Source organism: Streptomyces sp. NPDC058678, assembly GCF_042714835.1.
Taxonomy (GTDB): Bacteria; Actinomycetota; Actinomycetes; order Streptomycetales; family Streptomycetaceae; genus Streptomyces.
This window is the reverse complement of the sequence record NZ_JBHXSG010000020.1, coordinates 111,704-128,306: the sequence shown is the minus strand read 5'-3', so window position 1 is coordinate 128,306 and position 16,603 is coordinate 111,704. Positions and strand designations below refer to the sequence as shown.

Genomic DNA, 16,603 nt, shown 5'->3' with positions numbered 1-16,603 from the left:
TCCGGTCGGGGCCCACTGGACCGCCGGCCGGTATGTGGCGGTCAGCCCAGGGGGTGGGCCGCCAGCAGGTCGCCCAGGGTCTCCTCGTGCGCCGCCGCCGGGCCGAGCGACAGTTCCAGGTGCTTGGCCCAGGCGTGGTACCGGTGCAGGGGGTAGTCGACGTCGGCGCCGAACCCGCCGTGCAGATGCTGCGCGGTCTGCACGACCCTCCGTACGCCCTCCGACGCCCAGATCTTGGCGACGGCCACGTCACCGGAGGCGGGCAGCGCGCCCGGCGCCCCCGAGGCGATCCGCCACGCGGCCTGCCACAGGGTGACCTCCATGGCCCGCAGATCGATGTAGCGGTCGGCGGCCTGTACGGCGACGGCCTGGAACGTGGCCACCGGGAACCCGAACTGTTCCCGCTTGCCGGTGTATTCACTGGTCATCCCCAGCACCCGCTCCCCCAGACCGAGCGCCAGCGCACAGGTCCCGGTGGCCAGCAGATCCCGCAGCCACTCCCAGGCGCCGTCGGCGTCGATGACGTCCCGGGCCGCGATCCGTACGGCGTCCAGGCGCAGTTCAGCGAGGCGCTCGCCGGTCGTGGAGATCTGCTCGGCCAGTTCGACCCCCGCGTGCACCCGGGGGACCAGGGCGAGCAGCGTCCGGTCGGCGGCGGTGTGCGCGGGGACGAGGACGAAGTCGGCGCCGTACGCCCACGGCACCGCCGTCTGCACCCCGTCCAGCACCCACACCTCCCCCTCCGGCCGCGCGGTGACCGCGAGTTCGGCCGGGTCGTGGCCGGTGCGGCCGTTCGCGGCGACGGTCAGGACCACCTCCCCGCGGCCCGCCCGCGCGGCCAGGCCGGCCGTCAACTTCGCACCGCCGAAAGCCTGTACGGCGGCCAGGGCGGCGCTGCTCTCCAGCAGCGGCACCCGCGCCAGCACCTTCGCCGCCTCGCGCAGCACCAGGCACAGCGCGACGGCGTCCAGGCCCGCCCCGCCGTACTCCGGGGCCAGTAGGAGGCTCAGCAGGTCCGCGTCGGCGAGCTGGGCCCACAACGCACGGTCGAAGTCGTCCGCGACGGCGCCCGCGGTGAGGGCCGGACTGGGCACCGCGTCCGGGGCGACGCCGGCCAACACCCCCCGTGCCGCCTCGGCCGCCGCCTGCTGCTCCTCGGTGAAGGTGAAGTCCACGGTCCTGTCCTTCCGCCCGGGCCCGCTGATCTGACGGTCCGTCAAGATAGAACAGGTTCTAGAAGAAGGGAACGCTGCCGACGTCCACCTGCCGACGTCCACCTGTCGGCGGGCGGACGCTCCTCGGTTCCTCATCTGTCGAAGTCCAGCTCCACCTTCTGCGTCACCGGATGGGACTGGCACGCCAGCACGTACCCCGCCTCGGTCTCCTCCGGCTCCAGCGCGAAGTTGCGGTTCATGCGCACCTCGCCGGAGACCAGGAAGGCCCGGCAGGTCCCGCACACGCCGCCCTTGCAGGCGTAGGGCGCGTCGGCGCGGTTGCGCAGTACCGCCTCCAGGAGCGACTCGCCCTGCTGGACCGGCCAGCTCCCGCCGCGGCCGTCGAGCCGCGCGGTCACCGTACTGTGCGCGGGAGCGGGCGTGGTGGTCACCGGGGCGGCGGCGTCCACATGGAAGATCTCCTCGTGGATACGGGTCCGGGGAACCCCCAGCTCGCGCAGTGCCCGCTCCGCGCCCTGCACCAGTCCGTACGGCCCGCACAGGAACCACCCCGCCACCCGGTCCACGGGCAGCAGTGCCGGAAGCAGCCCGCCGAGCCGCTCCTGGTCGAGCCGCCCGGACGGCAGCCCCGCCTGCTGCTCCTCCCGGGACAGGACCGTCACCAGGTGCAGCCGCTGCGGGTAGCGGTCCTTCAGGTCGGCGACCTCCTCCAGGAACATCGTCGAGGCGGACGTACGGTCGCTGCGGATCAGACAGAACCGGGCCTCCGGCTCGCGCGCCAGCAGCGTCGTCACGATCGAGAGCACCGGGGTGATGCCGCTGCCGCCGACGATCGCGGCGTACAGACCGGGAGCCGGGTCGAGGGTGAAGCGGCCCGCCGGGGTCATCACCTCCAGCTCGTCGCCGATGTTGATCTCCTTCAGCGCGTACGTCGAGAACGCACCGCCGTCGACCAGCCGCACTCCGACGCGCAGGGTGCGCGGCCCCTCGTCGTCCGGCGCCGGTGCCGGGGAGCAGATCGAGTAGGTGCGCCGGATCTCCGTACCGTCCGCGGTGCGCCGCAGGGCGAGATGCTGGCCGGGGGCGTGCCGGTACTCCTCGCGCAGTGCCTCGGGCACGGTGAAGGTCAGGGCCACGGAGTCGTCGGTGAGCCGGTCGACCGCGGCCACGGGGAGCGCGTGGAAGCGGGCCATCACAACTCCTTGAAGTGGTCGAAGGGTTCACGGCACGCAAGGCACCGCCGCAGCGCCTTGCAGGCGGTGGAGGAGAAACGGCTGAGCAACTCGGTGTCGGCGCAGCCGCAGTGCGGGCAGCGGACGGGATCGGCCAATTCCTCGGTTCCCCGGCCGAGTGTGCGGGTGGGCCCCAGTTGCAGGCCGACCGGCCCGGCTGTCCGCCCCGTGCGCGGTGGGGCGATGCCGAACTCCAGGAGTTTGCGCCGCCCTTCGTCCGTGATGTCGTCCGTCGACCAGGCGGGCGCGAGCACGGTGCGCACGGTGACGTCCCGTACGCCGTGTGCGTGCAGCACTCGCTCTATGTCCAGGGACATCGCCTCGACGGCCGGGCAGCCGGTGTACGTCGGGGTCAGCTCGACCTCGACCGAGTCGGGGCCGTGGACGCGCACCGCGCGCAGGACGCCGAGCTCCTGGAGGGTGAGCACGGGCAGTTCGGGGTCGGGCACCGCACCGGCCACCTCCAGGAGCTCCGCCTCCAGCCGAGTGGTCGTCACCATGACGCCCCCGGGTGGCTGCGGTGCAGATGCTGCATCTCGGCGAGCATCCGCCCGAAGGACTCGGTGTGCAGGCCCTGACGACCCGCCCCGGCTGCCCATGCCCCGGACCGCGGGCCCTCGGGGACGGTCAGGGTGGCGCGGCGCAGAACGTCCCCGACGGCCTCGGTCCAGGTCGACTCCATGCCCTGCGGGTCGGCGTCCAGCCCCGGCACGGGCTGGAACATCTCCCCGGTGAACCGCCACAGCGTCTCGCACGCCCGCTGCATCCGCTCATGGCTGACGTCCGTGCCGTCGCCGAGCCGCAGGGTCCACTGTTCGGCGTGGTCGCGGTGGTAGGCGACCTCCTTGACGGCCTTCGCGGCGAGCGGGGCGAACGGGCCGTCGCCGGCGGCCAGTTCGGCGTAGAGCAGATGCTGGTAGGTGGAGAAGTACAGCTGGCGGGCGATGGTGTGGGCGAAGTCGCCGTTCGGCTGCTCCACCAGCTGGAGGTTGGTGAAGGCGCGCTCCTCGCGCAGGTATGCCAGGTCGTCCTCGTCGCCGGCCAGCGACAGGAGCACCCGGGCCTGGCCGAGCAGGTCCAGCGCGATGTTGGCGAGGGCGACCTCCTCTTCGAGGACGGGAGCGTGGCCGGCCCACTCGCCGAGACGGTGCGAGAGCACGAGCGCGTCGTCGCCCAGGGCGAGGGCGGCTGTCCTGGGGACGGTGGCGGTGGCCGCCTCGGGAACGGCGTTCGTGGTCGTCTCGGTTGCGGTCACAGGTGCTTCACCCCCTCCGGGATCTCGTAGAACGTCGGGTGCCGGTACGGCTTGTCGGCGGACGGCTCGAAGAACGGGTCCTTCTCGTCGGGCGAGGACGCGGTGATCGCGGAGGACGGGACGACCCAGATCGAGACGCCCTCGCCGCGCCGGGTGTACAGATCGCGGGCGTTGCGCAGGGCGAACTCCGCGTCCGGCGCGTGCAGGCTGCCGGCGTGGGTGTGCGAGAGGCCGCGGCGGGAGCGCACGAAGACCTCCCACAAAGGCCAGTCGGTGTTCGTCATGCCTGCTCCACTTCCCTTCCGGCACTGCCGGCACTGTGCTTGGCCGCGTAGGCCGAGGCCGCCTCCCGCACCCAGGCGCCCTCGTCGTGGGCCCGCCTGCGCTGGGTTATCCGCTGTTCGTTGCACGGGCCGTTGCCCTTGAGGACGTCCCAGAACTCCGTCCAGTCGATCGGGCCGAAGTCGTGGTGCCCCCGCTCCTCGTTCCACCGCAGGTCGGAGTCGGGGAGTGTGAGGCCCAGGGACTCGGCCTGGGGGACGCAGATGTCGACGAAGCGCTGGCGCAGGTCGTCGTTCGAATGGCGCTTGATCTTCCACGCCATCGACTGCGCGGAGTGCGCGGACTCGTCGTCGGGCGGGCCGAACATCATCAGGGACGGCCACCACCAGCGGTCCACCGCGTCCTGCGCCATCGCGTGCTGCTCGGGAGTGCCGCGGCTGAGGGCCAGCAACAGCTCGTACCCCTGGCGCTGGTGGAAGGACTCCTCCTTGCAGATGCGGACCATCGCGCGCGCGTACGGGCCGTAGGAGCAGCGGCACAGGGGCACCTGGTTGGTGATCGCGGCGCCGTCCACCAGCCAGCCGATCGCGCCGACGTCCGCCCAGGTCAGCGTCGGGTAGTTGAAGATCGACGAGTACTTCTGGCGGCCGGTGTGGAGCTTGTCGAGCAGTTCGTCGCGGCCGGTGCCGAGGGTTTCGGCCGCGCTGTAGAGGTAGAGCCCGTGTCCGGCCTCGTCCTGGACCTTGGCCATCAGGATGGCCTTGCGGCGCAGTGAGGGCGCGCGCGTGATCCAGTTCGCCTCGGGCTGCATGCCGATGATCTCGGAGTGGGCGTGCTGCGCGATCTGGCGGACGAGGGTCGCGCGGTAGGCGTCGGGCATCCAGTCGCGCGGCTCGACGCGCTCGTCGGCGGCCACGGCGGCGTCGAAGGCCCTCTCGTACGCCGCGGTGTCGCCGGCGCCGGTCTGTGTGCCGGCCCGGCCGTCGTACGTCTGGGTGTGCGCCGTCTGGTGCGCGGCTGCTGTCGCCATGAGGTCCCCTTCGACCTGGGCTCTGCCGGTACTTGCTCCCGACCGATCGTTCGGTTCGTGCGATTCCATGGTGAGACGGGCGCCGTAAGGTGTCAACCGCTGTGGATAACCTGCGGGCGTCCCCGGGCACCGCCTGTGGACAACCGGAGTGGCTTCGCAGCGGGTCCATTGGGGGCTGTGCCGGGCGCACGGGCCTGAGTACCGTTCCGTTCGAGCGGCGCACGGGTGGCGCTGCTGCCCTGCCTGGGGCAACCGGAATACGGACCGGAATCGGAAACGGGGCGGAATGGACGTGCACGACCAAGGCCCGAACGCCCCGCGCGGGCCGGGCGAGCCGGGCGCCGCGCCCGCCGTTCCGCACACCCCCGAAAGCTCCTCGCCGGGCCCGGACACGACACACGGCAGCTCGGCCGACGCTGCGGCCCACGAGCCGCCGACCGTCGCCGAGCCGCACACCGCCGCCGTGTCACCGCGCGCCGTCGAGCCACCGGCCGCCGGCGAACGGCTCGATCTCGCCGAGCCGGTGTCCGTCGGCGGGCCGGTGTCCGGGCCGCCCCTGGCCGCCGCGTGTGCGGCGCACGCCCCCGTCGGCCCCTCCGCCCCCCGCACCGGCGTCGCCGCCCTCTCCCTTCGCTACCAGATCGTCGTCGCCGTGACCCTCGCGGTCGTCGCCGTCGCCGTCTGCGTGCACATCGGCATGGTGTTCCTGCACGTCGCGCCGTCGAACACGGTGACCAAGCAGCACGGCAGGGCGATAGACGACTGGATCTACCCGGAGTTCGAGCAGAACTGGAAGCTGTTCGCGCCGAACCCGCTGCAGCAGAACATCGCCGTCCAGGTCCGTGCCCAGATCGACACCGGGGACGGCGGGACGCGGACGACCGGCTGGTACGACCTCTCCGCCGAGGACGGGCGGGCCATCGACGGCAACCTGCTGCCGAGCCACACCCAGCAGAACGAGCTGCGCCGGGCCTGGGACTTCTTCGTCGCCACGCACGGCGGCGACAACCGCCCGGTGGGCCTGCGCGGCTCCCTTTCCGAGACGTATCTGCGCCGCATCGTGCTGCTGCGTCTGGAGCGTGTGGACGCGGCCGGCAAGGGAGGTGCGATCGACCTCGTACAGATACGCACCCGCACCACCAACGTGCGCCCGCCCCGGTGGAGCGAGGAGAAGGTGTCGGACCAGCCGGTGTACCGGGTGCTGCCCTGGTGGTCGATTCCGGCGGACAGCACCGAGGGGGACACCAAGTGAACCGTTTCGCGCTCTGCGTCTCCGCCACCATCGCCCGGGTCACCGAGTCCCCTCTCGGCCCCTACCAGACCGCCGTGATCCGCGTCGGCTTCAGCGTGACCTGGCTGCTGTTCCTGCTGCGCGAGTTCCCCCACCGCGAGGAGATGTACGGGCCGGGCGGCCCCTGGAGCTGGGACCTCGCCCAGCAGTTGCTCTCGGCCAACGGCGCCTTCACGGCCCTGATGTGGTCCGACGGCCGGTTCTGGTTCGAGACCGTCTACGCGCTGGCCGTCCTGACGAGCGTCCTGCTGCTGCTGGGCTGGCGCACCCGCACGATGTCCGTGCTGTTCATGGTCGGCGTGCTCTCGCTGCAGAACCGCAGCATCTTCATGGGCGACGGCGGCGACAACGTCCTGCACCTGATGTGCATCTACCTGGTCTTCACCCGCTGCGGCCAGGTGTGGTCGCTGGACGCGCGGCGGGCCCGGCTCGGAAGCGAGGCACGCGCGCGTGGAGAGCACGTCGCCGACCGGGGCGGGCCGGCCCTGTGGGGCGTGCTCGGCCTGGCGCTGGCCGCGGTGACCCTTTCGGGCCGGCTGTTCGACGGCGAGGAGTTCGTGCCGTTGCTGCTGTGGACGATCTGGTCGGCGCAGGCCTTGTGGTGGCTCATAGGACGCCGGGCCAAGACCGGCCAGCCCCGGATCCTGCTCGACGTCGTCGCCAACATCGTCCACAACGGCGCCCTGCTCGTGATCATGGCCGAGGCCTGTCTGATCTACGCCACGGCGGGCTGGTACAAGATCCAGGGCTCGCGCTGGCAGGACGGCACCGCCGTCTACTACCCCCTGCACCTCGACTACTTCTCCCCGTGGCCCGCCCTCGCCGACGTGCTCGCGGCCAGCGGCACGATGGTGATGCTGGTGACGTACGGCACGGTCGCCGTGCAGGTCGCCTTCCCCTTCACCCTCTTCAACCGGCGCGTGAAGAACGTTCTGCTGGCGGTCATGATGATCGAGCACGCAGCGATCGCCGTGCTCCTCGGGCTGCCGTTCTTCTCGCTGGCGATGATCGCCGCCGACGCGGTGTTCCTGCCGACGTCGTTCCTGCGCCGGCTCGGCGGCTGGGCGGCACGCGCGCGTGGGCGCCTGGTCACGGGCACCGCCCGTACGACGCTGCCGAAGCCGCGCGCCCCCGAGAGCGCGGCGGACGTCACGGACGTGGGGGACGTGGGCGACGCGCCCGTAGGCTCCAGGGCATGAGCGCCCCCGATCCCCTCGACGTCTGGCACCGGCTCGCCGACACCTCCGTGCTGCTCGACGGCTTCCACACCCTCAAGCACGCGCTGCGCTTCGGCGCCGAGGTACCGGTGGCGGTCACCGCCGACCGGGCCGCCGCGCTCGCCCTCGCCGAGGAACTGGCACCGGACGTACGGGACACCCTGGACGCCCTCCTGACCCAGGTGCCGGAGTCGGCGTACCGGAGTCTGGTCCCACGCCCGCACCCCACCGCGGTCGCCGCCCTGGCCGTACGGCCGTCCCGCGCGGCCAACCTGGACAAGCTCGCGCACACCCCCCGTATCGCGCCCGTCGTCGTCCTCGACGATCCGCGCAACCTGGGCAACGCGGGGGCCGTGATCCGGCTGGCCGCCGGTTTCGGCGCGACCGGGGTGGTCACCACCGGCACGCTCGACCCCTGGCATCCCACGGTCGTCCGCGGCGGAGCCGGGCTGCACTTCGCTACGGCCGTGGAACGGCTGAGCGTCGACGAACTGCCGCCCGGACCGGTGTTCGCCCTTGACCCCGAGGGCGACGACATCCGCGGCACCAAGCTCCCGGACGACGCCGTCCTCGCTTTCGGCTCGGAACGCAGCGGGCTCTCCGCCGGTCTGCGCGCGCGGGCCGACCATCTGGTGGCGCTGCCGATGCGCCCCCAGGTCTCCAGCTACAACCTCGCGACCAGTGTCGCCATGACGCTGTACCACTGGAGCGTCACCGGGAGCGCACCACACGTCCCCTAGGGCCTGTCCGGCGGATCATGCCGCAGACGCGGGGCCTGGTGCGTCGATCTGCGGCGTTGTCGTCGGTTGCCGACTCCCCCACTCTCGACTTCGCTCGAGCGGGGGGACCCCCATCGCGTCGACGCCCTCCTCCGCCTTGCAGCTCGACGCACCAGGCCCCGCTCACCTGCGTCGATGAGCGCCGCGGATTTCCTGTGACTTGATCCGCCGGACAGGCCCCAGGCCACCCCCAGGCCCTGTCGGCTCAGGCCTCCCGGCGCACCTCGACCACCCGGAAGCGGTTGGCCACGAACGCGCCGTCGGTGAGCGCCGCGTTGGCCGCCGGGTTGCCACCCGAGCCGTGGAAGTCGGAGAAGGCGGCGGTCTGGTTGACGTACACCCCGCCCGTGAGGTTCAGCGACAGCTGGGCCGCCTCCTCCAGGCAGACCTCCTTGAGGGCCTGTTCGACCTCCTCGTCGGTGGTGTACGCGCCGACCGTCATCGCGCCCTTCTCGCGGATCGTGCGCCGCAGCAGCTCGACCGCGTCCGCCGCCGAGTCGACCGCGACGGCGAAGGAGACCGGCCCGAAGCACTCGCTCATGTAGGCCGCCTCGTCGTCCGGCTTGGCGCCGTCCAGCTTCACGATGACGGGAGAACGGACCACGGCCTGCGGGAACTCCGGGTTGTCGATCTCCCGCGAGGCGAGCGCGACTTCGCCGAGGCCGGCCGCGGCCTCCAGGCGGGCCTTGACGTCCGGGTTCACGATCGCGCCGAGCAGGGCGTTCGCACGCGCGTCGTCGCCGAGCAGGCCGTCGACCGAGCGGGCGAGGTCGGCGACCACCTCCTCGTAGGTCCGGGGACCCTCCTCGGTGCGGATGCCGTCACGTGGGACGAGCAGGTTCTGCGGGGTGGTGCACATCTGGCCGCTGTACAGGGACAACGAGAAGGCCAGGTTGGACAGCATCCCCTTGTAGTCGTCCGTGGAGTGGACCACCACCGTGTTGACGCCGGCCTTCTCCGTGTAGACCTGCGCCTGGCGGGCGTTGGCCTCCAGCCAGTCGCCGAACGCCGTCGAGCCGGTGTAGTCGATGATCCGGATCTCGGGGCGGGTGGCCAGGGTCTTGGCGATGCCCTCGCCCGGCCGCTCGGCGGCCAGCGCCACCAGGTTCGGGTCGAAGCCCGTCTCGGCGAGCACCTGGCGCGCGACCCGCACGGTCAGCGCGAGCGGCAGCACCGCGCGCGGGTGGGGCTTCACCAGGACCGCGTTGCCGGTGGCCAGGGAGGCGAACAGGCCCGGATAGCCGTTCCACGTCGGGAAGGTGTTGCAGCCGATGACCAGCGCGATGCCGCGCGGGACCGGCGTGAACTGCTTGGAGAGCGCCAGCGGCTCGCGCTTGCCCTGCGGCTTGGTCCACTCCGCCGTGTCGGGGGTGCGGACCTGCTCCACGTACGCGTACGCCACCGCCTCCAGGCCGCGGTCCTGCGCGTGCGGGCCGCCCGCCTGGAACGCCATCATGAACGCCTGGCCGGAGGTGTGCATGACCGCGTGCGCGAACTCGTGCGTCCGGTCGCTGATCCGCTTGAGGATCTCCAGACACACCACCGCGCGCATCTCCGCGCCCGCGTCCCGCCAGGCCTTCTGCCCGGCCTTCATGGCGGGCAGCAGCGCGTCGACGTCCGCGTGCGGGTAGCTCACGCCCAGCTCGATGCCGTACGGCGAGACCTCGCCGCCCACCCAGTCGTCCGTGCCGGGCTGGCCGAGGTCGAGGCGGGTGCCCAGGAGGGCGTCGAAGGCCGCCTTGCCCGCCGCCATGTCCAGACTGCCGTTCTCGCCGTAGGCCTTGGGGTGTTCGGGGTGCGGGGACCAGTACGCGCGCGTGCGGATCGCTTCCAGCGTCTGGTCGAGGGTGGGCCGGTGCTTGGCGATCAGATCGTGCGCGGTGAGTTCGGCGGCCATGCGGGACCAACTCCTCGTCTCAAGAACTCTTCGTCGAGCTCATGACCTGGGCAGAAACATGGGCAGGAACAGCCAGTCAGAGTTAGGGTAACCGAACGATCGGTCGGGACAAGGGGGTCCGCCGCATCTGTGGAAAACCCCGTGCGGGAGGATCGCGCACATGACAGCACTCGACCTCAGCAGCCCCGTGGCCGTCGTCGGCACCGGCACCATGGGCCAGGGCATCGCCCAGGTCGCGTTGGTCGCCGGCCATTCCGTACGTCTGTACGACGCCGCCCCCGGCCGGGCTCAGGAGGCGGCCGACGCGATCGGCGCCCGCCTGGACCGGCTCGTCGAGAAGGACCGGCTCGGCGGCGCCGACCGGGACGCGGCACGCGCCCGCCTGCTGCCCTCACAGAACCTCGCCGAGCTCGCGGACTGCGCCCTGGTCGTCGAGGCCGTCCTGGAGCGGCTGGACGCCAAGCAGGAGCTGTTCCGCGCACTGGAGGACATCGTCGGCGAGGACTGTCTGCTCGCCACCAACACCTCGTCCCTGTCGGTCACCGCCATCGGCGGCGCCCTGCGCAACCCGGGCCGCCTGGTGGGCCTGCACTTCTTCAATCCCGCACCGCTGCTGCCCCTCGTGGAGGTCGTCTCCGGGTTCGCCACCGACGTCACGTCGGCCACGCGTGCGTACGAGATGGCCCGCGCCTGGGGCAAGACCCCGGTCGCCTGTGCGGACACCCCGGGATTCATCGTCAACCGCATCGCCCGGCCCTTCTACGCCGAGGCCTTCGCGGTCCACGAGGCCCAGGGCGCCGAACCCGCCACGATCGACGCGGTCCTGCGCGAGTGCGGTGGCTTCAAGATGGGCGCCTTCGAACTCACCGACCTCATCGGCCAGGACGTCAACGAGTCGGTCACCCACTCCGTGTGGCAGGCCTTCTTCCAGGACGTGCGCTTCGCGCCGTCGCTCGCCCAGCGCCGCCTGGTCGAGTCGGGCCGACTCGGCCGCAAGACCGGGCACGGCTGGTACGACCACTCCGCGGACGCCGACCGTCCCGAGCCGCACACCGCCGAGCCGGCCCAGCCGCCCGCGTACGTGGTCGCCGAGGGCAACCTGGGCCCCGCCTCCGAACTGCTCAACCTCATCCGCGAGGCGGGCATCCCGGTCCGCGAGGACGACGAGGACCACGGCACCCGCCTGGTGCTGCCGAGCGGCGGCCAGCTCGCCCTCGCCGACGGGCAGACCTCGGTCGAGTTCCGGGACGTCGTCTACTTCGACCTCGCGCTCGACTACCGCCGGGCCACCCGCATCGCCCTGTCCGCCTCCCAGGACACCTCCCAGCAGACCCTCGCCGAGGCCACCGGCCTCTTCCAGGCGCTCGGCAAGCAGGTCAGCGTCATCGGCGACGTCCCCGGCATGATCGTCGCCCGCACGGTGGCCAGGATCGTCGACCTCGCGCACGACGCCGTCGCCAAGGGCGTGGCCACCGAGGAGGACATCGACACCGCGATGCGACTCGGGGTCAACTACCCCCTGGGCCCCTTCGAGTGGAGCCGCAGACTCGGCCGCAACTGGGCCTACGCCCTCCTCGACGACCTGCACATGCGTGACCCCTCGGGACGCTACGCGCCGTCCCTCGCGCTGTACCGCCACGCGTACGCCACCGACAAGCGGGAGGGCAGCACCTCATGACCACCGCCAAGCGCGACACGTACACCCCTCAGACGCTGCTCTCCGTCGCCGTCCAGGTCTTCAACGAACGCGGCTACGACGGCACCTCCATGGAGCACCTCTCCAAGGCGGCCGGCATCTCCAAGTCGTCGATCTACCACCACGTCTCCGGCAAGGAGGAGCTGCTGCGCCGCGCCGTGAGCCGCGCGCTGGACGGCCTCTTCGAGATCCTCGACGAGGAGCACGCGCGAGTGGGGCGCTCGGTCGAGCGACTGGAGTACGTCGTACGGCGCATGGTCGAGGTGCTCATAGCGGAGCTGCCGTACGTGACCCTGCTGCTGCGCGTGCGCGGCAACACCGGCACCGAGCGGTGGGCCCTGGAGCGGCGCCGCGACTTCGACCACCGGGTCGCCGAGCTGCTGAAGGCGGCAGCCGCCGACGGTGACGTGCGCGGCGACGTGGAGGTACGGCTCGCGACGCGGCTCGTCTTCGGGATGATCAACTCCATCGTGGAGTGGTACCGGCCGGACGGGCGGGGCATGAACGAGCGCGAGGTCGCCGACGCCGTCGCGCGGTTGGTGTTCTCAGGTCTGCGCGAGGAGCACTGACGTCAGCCCTGCGGCTCCAGGTCCTCCTCCTCGAAGACCAGCAGGGTGCGCGTACTGAGCACCTCGGGGATCGCCTGGAGCCGGGTCAGCACCAGCTCGCGCAGCGCCCTGTTGTCGGACGTGTGCACCAGGAGCAGTACGTCGAAATCGCCGCCCACCAGGGCGATGTGGGAGGCGCCGGGCAGCTGTCTGAGCTGCTCCCGGACCGTGCGCCAGGAGTTCTGGACGATCTTCAGGGTGATGTACGCCGAGGTGCCCTGACCGGCGCGTTCGTGGTTGACGCGGGCCCCGAAGCCGCGGATCACGCCGTCCTCGATGAGGCGGTTGATGCGGGCGTAGGCATTGGCGCGCGAGACATGGACCCGTTCGGCGACCGACCTTATGGACGCGCGGCCGTCCGCCTGGAGCATCTGCAGGATGTCCAGATCGATCGCGTCGAGCGGACGCGCGGGCGGCAGGAGGCCGTTGCCCTCCGGGCTCTCGGCCATTTGTTCAGATGCCACGCGCCCCTGCCTCTCCACCATGGACGTACTGCGTTCATTTGAGGCTGTGCAGAACCGTTTGTCCACAGCCTGAGGGGGCCTGTAGCCAAAATGTGCCGACGACCGAACAATCGGTAGGTGAGGCGCATCACACCCGTGGCGCGCCTGAAGCCGCTCCCACGAGGAGGTGCCGTCATGACGGTCATGGAGCAGCGGGGCGCCTACAAGCCGACCCCGCCGCCCGCCTGGCAGCCGCGCACGGACCCCGCGCCGCTGCTGCCCGACGCACGTCCGTACCGCGTCCTCGGCACCGAGGCGGCCGCGCAGGCCGATCCCGGCCTGCTGCGCCGGCTCTACGCGGAGCTGGTGCGCGGCCGGCGGTACAACGCGCAGGCCACCGCCCTCACCAAGCAGGGCCGCCTGGCGGTCTACCCGTCCAGCACCGGCCAGGAGGCCTGCGAGGTCGCCGCGGCGCTGGTCCTCGAGGACCGCGACTGGCTCTTCCCCAGCTACCGCGACACCCTCGCGGCCGTCGCCCGCGGCCTCGACCCCGTGCAGGCCCTCACCCTGCTGCGCGGCGACTGGCACACCGGCTACGACCCGCGCGAGCACCGCGTGGCCCCCCTGTGCACCCCGCTCGCCACCCAGCTCCCGCACGCCGTCGGCCTCGCGCACGCCGCCCGCCTCAAGGGCGACGACGTGGTCGCGCTGGCGATGGTCGGCGACGGCGGCTCCAGCGAGGGCGACTTCCACGAGGCGCTGAACTTCGCCGCCGTCTGGCAGGCCCCGGTCGTCTTCCTCCTCCAGAACAACGGCTTCGCGATCTCCGTCCCGCTCGCCAAGCAGACCGCGGCCCCGTCGCTGGCCCACAAGGCCGTCGGCTACGGCATGCCCGGCCGCCTGGTCGACGGCAACGACGCCGCCGCCGTGCACGAGGTCCTCGCCGACGCCGTACGGCACGCGCGCGCGGGCGGCGGTCCCACCCTGGTCGAGGCCATCACGTACCGCGTCGAGGCCCACACCAACGCCGACGACGCGACCCGCTACCGCGGCGACGCCGAGGTCGACACCTGGCGCGACCACGACCCGATCGCCCTCCTGGAGCAGGAACTCACCGAACGCGGTCTGATCGACGACAGCGGCATCCAGGCCGCGCGCGATGCCGCCGAGGCCATGGCCGCCGACCTGCGCGAGCGCATGAACCAGGACCCGCAGCTCGACCCCATGGACCTGTTCGCCCACGTGTACGCCGAGCCCACCCCGCAACTGCGCGAGCAACAGGCCCAGTTGCGGGCCGAGCTGGCGGCGGAACAGGAAGGGCCGCACCGATGACCACCGTCGCCCTCAAGCCGGCCACCATGGCGCAGGCCCTCACGCGCGCCATGCGCGACGCCATGGCCGCCGACCCGACCGTGCACGTCATGGGCGAGGACGTCGGCACGCTCGGCGGAGTCTTCCGCGTCACCGACGGACTCGCCAAGGAGTTCGGCGAGGACCGCTGCACGGACACCCCGCTCGCCGAGGCCGGCATCCTCGGCACGGCCGTCGGCATGGCGATGTACGGGCTGCGCCCGGTCGTGGAGATGCAGTTCGACGCGTTCGCCTACCCGGCGTTCGAGCAACTGATCAGCCATGCCTCACGGATGCGCAACCGCACCCGCGGCGCGCTGTCGCTCCCGCTCACCATCCGCGTCCCCTACGGTGGCGGCATCGGCGGCGTGGAGCACCACAGCGACTCGTCCGAGGCGTACTACATGGCGACCCCCGGCCTCCACGTCGTCACGCCCGCCACGGTCGCCGACGCCTACGGTCTGCTGCGTGCCGCCATCGCCTCCGACGACCCGGTCGTCTTCCTCGAACCCAAGCGCCTTTACTGGTCCAAGGCCTCCTGGAACCCGGACGACCCGCAGACCGTTGAACCGATAGGCCGCGCGGTGGTGCGGCGCTCGGGCCGGAGCGCCACACTCATCACGTACGGGCCGTCCGTGCCCGTCTGCCTCGAAGCCGCCGAGGCGGCCCGGGACGAGGGCTGGGACCTCGAAGTCGTCGACCTGCGCTCCCTGGTGCCGTTCGACGACGAGACGGTCTGCGCCTCGGTACGGCGGACCGGGCGAGCGGTCGTCGTACACGAGTCGGGCGGGTTCGGCGGCCCGGGAGGGGAGATCGCGGCCCGTGTCACGGAGCGCTGCTTCCACCACCTGGAGGCGCCGGTGCTGCGCGTGGCAGGGTTCGACATCCCCTACCCGCCGCCGATGCTGGAGCGTCACCACCTGCCCGGCGTGGACCGGATCCTGGACGCCGTGGGGCGTCTGCAATGGGAGGCCGAGGGCTGATGGCAGCTTCTGACATGCACAGTCTGGAGTTCAGGCTCCCCGACCTCGGGGAGGGCCTCACCGAGGCGGGAATCGTCCGTTGGCTCGTCGAGGTCGGGGACCTCGTCGCCGTCGACCAGCCGGTCGTCGAGGTCGAGACGGCCAAGGCGATGGTCGAGGTGCCCTGCCCCTACGGCGGTGTCGTCACCGCCCGCTTCGGCGAGGAGGGCACGGAACTGCCCGTCGGGGCCCCGCTGCTGACGGTCGCGGTGGGCACGCCGGCCTCCGGGGGCCAGACCGAGGGCTCGGGCAATGTGCTGGTGGGCTACGGCACCTCGGAGGCGCCGGCGCGCAGGGGCAGGGTGCGGCCGGGCCGGCCGGCCACGACGACCGCCGCGGCGAACGGCCGGGGGAGCGCGTCCGAGACGGCGGACGGCCCGGTCCCGGTGATCTCCCCGCTGGTGCGCCGCCTCGCCCGCGAGAACGGCCTCGACCTCAGGGAACTGACCGGGTCCGGCCCCGACGGGCTGATCCTGCGGGCCGACGTGGAGTACGCGCTGCGGGCGGCAGCGACCCAGGGGCGTACGACAGCGCCGGCCGCCGAGGCGCACGCGCCCGTGGCGCCGAGCCCCACCGGCCCGACTCTCTCCCCGGCAACCGGGGGATCCACCCGCATCCCCCTCAAGGGCATCCGGGGCGCCGCGGCCGACAAGCTCTCCCGCAGTCGCCGGGAGATCCCGGACGCCACCTGCTGGGTGGACGCCGACGCCACGGAACTCATGAAGGCACGGGCGGCGATGAACGCCGCCGACGGGCCGAAGATCTCCCTCCTCGCCCTGCTGGCCCGCATCTGCACCGCCGCCCTGGCCCGTCACCCCGAGCTCAACTCCACCGTGGACATGGAGGCCAGGGAGATCGTCCGGCTGGACGACGTGCACCTCGGGTTCGCCGCGCAGACCGAGCGGGGCCTCGTCGTGCCCGTCGTACGGGACGCGCAGGCGCGGGACGCCGAGGCGCTGACCGCGGAGTTCGCCCGGCTGACCGAGGCGGCCCGCCAGGGCGCCCTCACCCCACGGGACCTCACCGGCGGCACCTTCACGTTGAACAACTACGGCGTGTTCGGCGTCGACGGCTCCACGCCGATCATCAACCACCCCGAGGCGGCCATGCTCGGCGTCGGCCGTATCGTCCCCAGGCCGTGGGTGCACGAGGGCGAGCTGGCGGTGCGCCAGGTGGTCCAGCTGTCGCTCACCTTCGACCACCGGGTGTGCGACGGCGGCACGGCGGGCGGCTTCCTGCGGTACGTGGCGGACTGCGTGGAACAGCCGGCGGTCCTGCTGCGCACACTCTGATCACCCGGTGATCGTGCCGCCCGTCCCGCGTTCC

General features: G+C 72.1%; 16 protein-coding genes. 8 read left to right on the top strand and 8 right to left on the bottom strand.

Features of this window, described 5'->3' with window-relative positions; genetic code table 11:
* Positions 1–41: 41 nt before the first annotated feature.
* From ACFWWR_RS20090 to paaA, 6 genes are all read right to left on the bottom strand, one after another.
* A complete protein-coding gene (locus tag ACFWWR_RS20090) occupies positions 42–1,175 on the bottom strand; it encodes an acyl-CoA dehydrogenase family protein (RefSeq protein WP_384304512.1) in 1,134 nt (377 codons plus the stop codon).
* A 131-nt stretch (positions 1,176–1,306) separates the two neighbouring features.
* Complete coding sequence (locus ACFWWR_RS20085; protein WP_384304509.1) at positions 1,307–2,368, bottom strand: 2Fe-2S iron-sulfur cluster-binding protein; 1,062 nt, start codon at positions 2,366–2,368, stop codon at positions 1,307–1,309.
* Positions 2,368–2,907 carry a 1,2-phenylacetyl-CoA epoxidase subunit PaaD gene (gene paaD / locus ACFWWR_RS20080; RefSeq protein WP_384304506.1) on the bottom strand — a complete coding sequence of 180 codons (540 nt, stop codon included), beginning with the start codon at positions 2,905–2,907 and terminating at the stop codon, positions 2,368–2,370. Before paaD ends, ACFWWR_RS20085 begins: the two co-directional genes overlap by 1 nt.
* Entirely contained in the window at positions 2,901–3,662 is a 762-nt protein-coding gene (gene paaC / locus ACFWWR_RS20075; protein ID WP_383862176.1) for a 1,2-phenylacetyl-CoA epoxidase subunit PaaC, read from the bottom strand. The genes paaD and paaC overlap by 7 nt, the downstream gene beginning before the upstream one ends.
* Positions 3,659–3,946 carry a 1,2-phenylacetyl-CoA epoxidase subunit PaaB gene (gene paaB, locus ACFWWR_RS20070; RefSeq protein WP_054242083.1) on the bottom strand — a complete coding sequence of 96 codons (288 nt, stop codon included), beginning with the start codon at positions 3,944–3,946 and terminating at the stop codon, positions 3,659–3,661. The genes paaC and paaB overlap by 4 nt, the downstream gene beginning before the upstream one ends.
* Positions 3,943–4,974 carry a 1,2-phenylacetyl-CoA epoxidase subunit PaaA gene (gene paaA, locus ACFWWR_RS20065; RefSeq protein WP_384304503.1) on the bottom strand — a complete coding sequence of 344 codons (1,032 nt, stop codon included), beginning with the start codon at positions 4,972–4,974 and terminating at the stop codon, positions 3,943–3,945. Before paaA ends, paaB begins: the two co-directional genes overlap by 4 nt.
* Positions 4,975–5,260: 286 nt before the next feature.
* On the opposite strand from paaA, the gene ACFWWR_RS20060 reads away from it, so the two are divergent.
* From ACFWWR_RS20060 to ACFWWR_RS20050, 3 genes are read left to right on the top strand one after another with little or no spacing between them, the layout of a single operon-like run.
* A complete protein-coding gene (locus ACFWWR_RS20060; RefSeq protein ID WP_384304501.1) occupies positions 5,261–6,226 on the top strand; it encodes a DUF5819 family protein in 966 nt (321 codons plus the stop codon).
* Complete coding sequence (locus ACFWWR_RS20055) at positions 6,223–7,464, top strand: HTTM domain-containing protein (RefSeq protein WP_383862167.1); 1,242 nt, start codon at positions 6,223–6,225, stop codon at positions 7,462–7,464. Before ACFWWR_RS20060 ends, ACFWWR_RS20055 begins: the two co-directional genes overlap by 4 nt.
* Positions 7,461–8,222, top strand: coding sequence for a TrmH family RNA methyltransferase (locus tag ACFWWR_RS20050; RefSeq protein WP_384304498.1), 762 nt, complete (start codon positions 7,461–7,463; stop codon positions 8,220–8,222). Before ACFWWR_RS20055 ends, ACFWWR_RS20050 begins: the two co-directional genes overlap by 4 nt.
* Positions 8,223–8,466: 244 nt before the next feature.
* Here ACFWWR_RS20050 and paaN read toward each other — a convergent pair whose 3' ends face one another.
* The gene (gene paaN, locus ACFWWR_RS20045) at positions 8,467–10,158 is read right to left on the bottom strand and encodes a phenylacetic acid degradation protein PaaN (RefSeq protein ID WP_383862161.1); all 1,692 of its coding nucleotides are present in this window, start codon (positions 10,156–10,158) and stop codon (positions 8,467–8,469) included.
* Between the two features lie 160 nt (positions 10,159–10,318).
* On the opposite strand from paaN, the gene ACFWWR_RS20040 reads away from it, so the two are divergent.
* Together ACFWWR_RS20040 and ACFWWR_RS20035 are read left to right on the top strand one after the other, a co-directional pair.
* On the top strand, positions 10,319–11,836 hold the full coding sequence (locus ACFWWR_RS20040; RefSeq protein ID WP_384304496.1) for a 3-hydroxyacyl-CoA dehydrogenase: 1,518 nt from the start codon (positions 10,319–10,321) through the stop codon (positions 11,834–11,836).
* Positions 11,833–12,423, top strand: coding sequence for a TetR/AcrR family transcriptional regulator (locus tag ACFWWR_RS20035; protein ID WP_383862155.1), 591 nt, complete (start codon positions 11,833–11,835; stop codon positions 12,421–12,423). The genes ACFWWR_RS20040 and ACFWWR_RS20035 overlap by 4 nt, the downstream gene beginning before the upstream one ends.
* Positions 12,424–12,425: 2 nt before the next feature.
* On the opposite strand, the gene ACFWWR_RS20030 is transcribed toward ACFWWR_RS20035, so the two are convergent.
* On the bottom strand, positions 12,426–12,911 hold the full coding sequence (locus ACFWWR_RS20030; RefSeq protein ID WP_383862498.1) for an Lrp/AsnC family transcriptional regulator: 486 nt from the start codon (positions 12,909–12,911) through the stop codon (positions 12,426–12,428).
* A 189-nt stretch (positions 12,912–13,100) separates the two neighbouring features.
* On the opposite strand from ACFWWR_RS20030, the gene pdhA reads away from it, so the two are divergent.
* From pdhA to ACFWWR_RS20015, 3 genes are read left to right on the top strand one after another with little or no spacing between them, the layout of a single operon-like run.
* Positions 13,101–14,237: a pyruvate dehydrogenase (acetyl-transferring) E1 component subunit alpha gene (gene pdhA, locus ACFWWR_RS20025; RefSeq protein WP_383862153.1), complete on the top strand. Its 1,137-nt coding sequence runs from the start codon at positions 13,101–13,103 to the stop codon at positions 14,235–14,237.
* Positions 14,234–15,238 (top strand): alpha-ketoacid dehydrogenase subunit beta, encoded by a 1,005-nt coding sequence (locus ACFWWR_RS20020; RefSeq protein ID WP_383862150.1) that lies wholly within the window; start codon positions 14,234–14,236, stop codon positions 15,236–15,238. Before pdhA ends, ACFWWR_RS20020 begins: the two co-directional genes overlap by 4 nt.
* Complete coding sequence (locus ACFWWR_RS20015) at positions 15,238–16,569, top strand: dihydrolipoamide acetyltransferase family protein (protein WP_384304493.1); 1,332 nt, start codon at positions 15,238–15,240, stop codon at positions 16,567–16,569. Before ACFWWR_RS20020 ends, ACFWWR_RS20015 begins: the two co-directional genes overlap by 1 nt.
* The last annotated feature ends 34 nt before the right edge of the window (positions 16,570–16,603 follow it).

Coding starts and splice junctions, on each gene's coding strand:
- paaB (WP_054242083.1), bottom strand. CDS start 3,946: ATGACGAACACCGACTGGCCTTTGTGGGAGGTCTTCGTGCGCTCCCGC.
- paaD (WP_384304506.1), bottom strand. CDS start 2,907: ATGGTGACGACCACTCGGCTGGAGGCGGAGCTCCTGGAGGTGGCCGGT.
- pdhA (WP_383862153.1), top strand. CDS start 13,101: ATGACGGTCATGGAGCAGCGGGGCGCCTACAAGCCGACCCCGCCGCCC.
- ACFWWR_RS20020 (WP_383862150.1), top strand. CDS start 14,234: ATGACCACCGTCGCCCTCAAGCCGGCCACCATGGCGCAGGCCCTCACG.
- ACFWWR_RS20030 (WP_383862498.1), bottom strand. CDS start 12,911: ATGGCCGAGAGCCCGGAGGGCAACGGCCTCCTGCCGCCCGCGCGTCCG.
- ACFWWR_RS20060 (WP_384304501.1), top strand. CDS start 5,261: ATGGACGTGCACGACCAAGGCCCGAACGCCCCGCGCGGGCCGGGCGAG.
- paaA (WP_384304503.1), bottom strand. CDS start 4,974: ATGGCGACAGCAGCCGCGCACCAGACGGCGCACACCCAGACGTACGAC.
- ACFWWR_RS20035 (WP_383862155.1), top strand. CDS start 11,833: ATGACCACCGCCAAGCGCGACACGTACACCCCTCAGACGCTGCTCTCC.
- ACFWWR_RS20050 (WP_384304498.1), top strand. CDS start 7,461: ATGAGCGCCCCCGATCCCCTCGACGTCTGGCACCGGCTCGCCGACACC.
- ACFWWR_RS20040 (WP_384304496.1), top strand. CDS start 10,319: ATGACAGCACTCGACCTCAGCAGCCCCGTGGCCGTCGTCGGCACCGGC.
- ACFWWR_RS20015 (WP_384304493.1), top strand. CDS start 15,238: ATGGCAGCTTCTGACATGCACAGTCTGGAGTTCAGGCTCCCCGACCTC.
- paaN (WP_383862161.1), bottom strand. CDS start 10,158: ATGGCCGCCGAACTCACCGCGCACGATCTGATCGCCAAGCACCGGCCC.
- ACFWWR_RS20085 (WP_384304509.1), bottom strand. CDS start 2,368: ATGGCCCGCTTCCACGCGCTCCCCGTGGCCGCGGTCGACCGGCTCACC.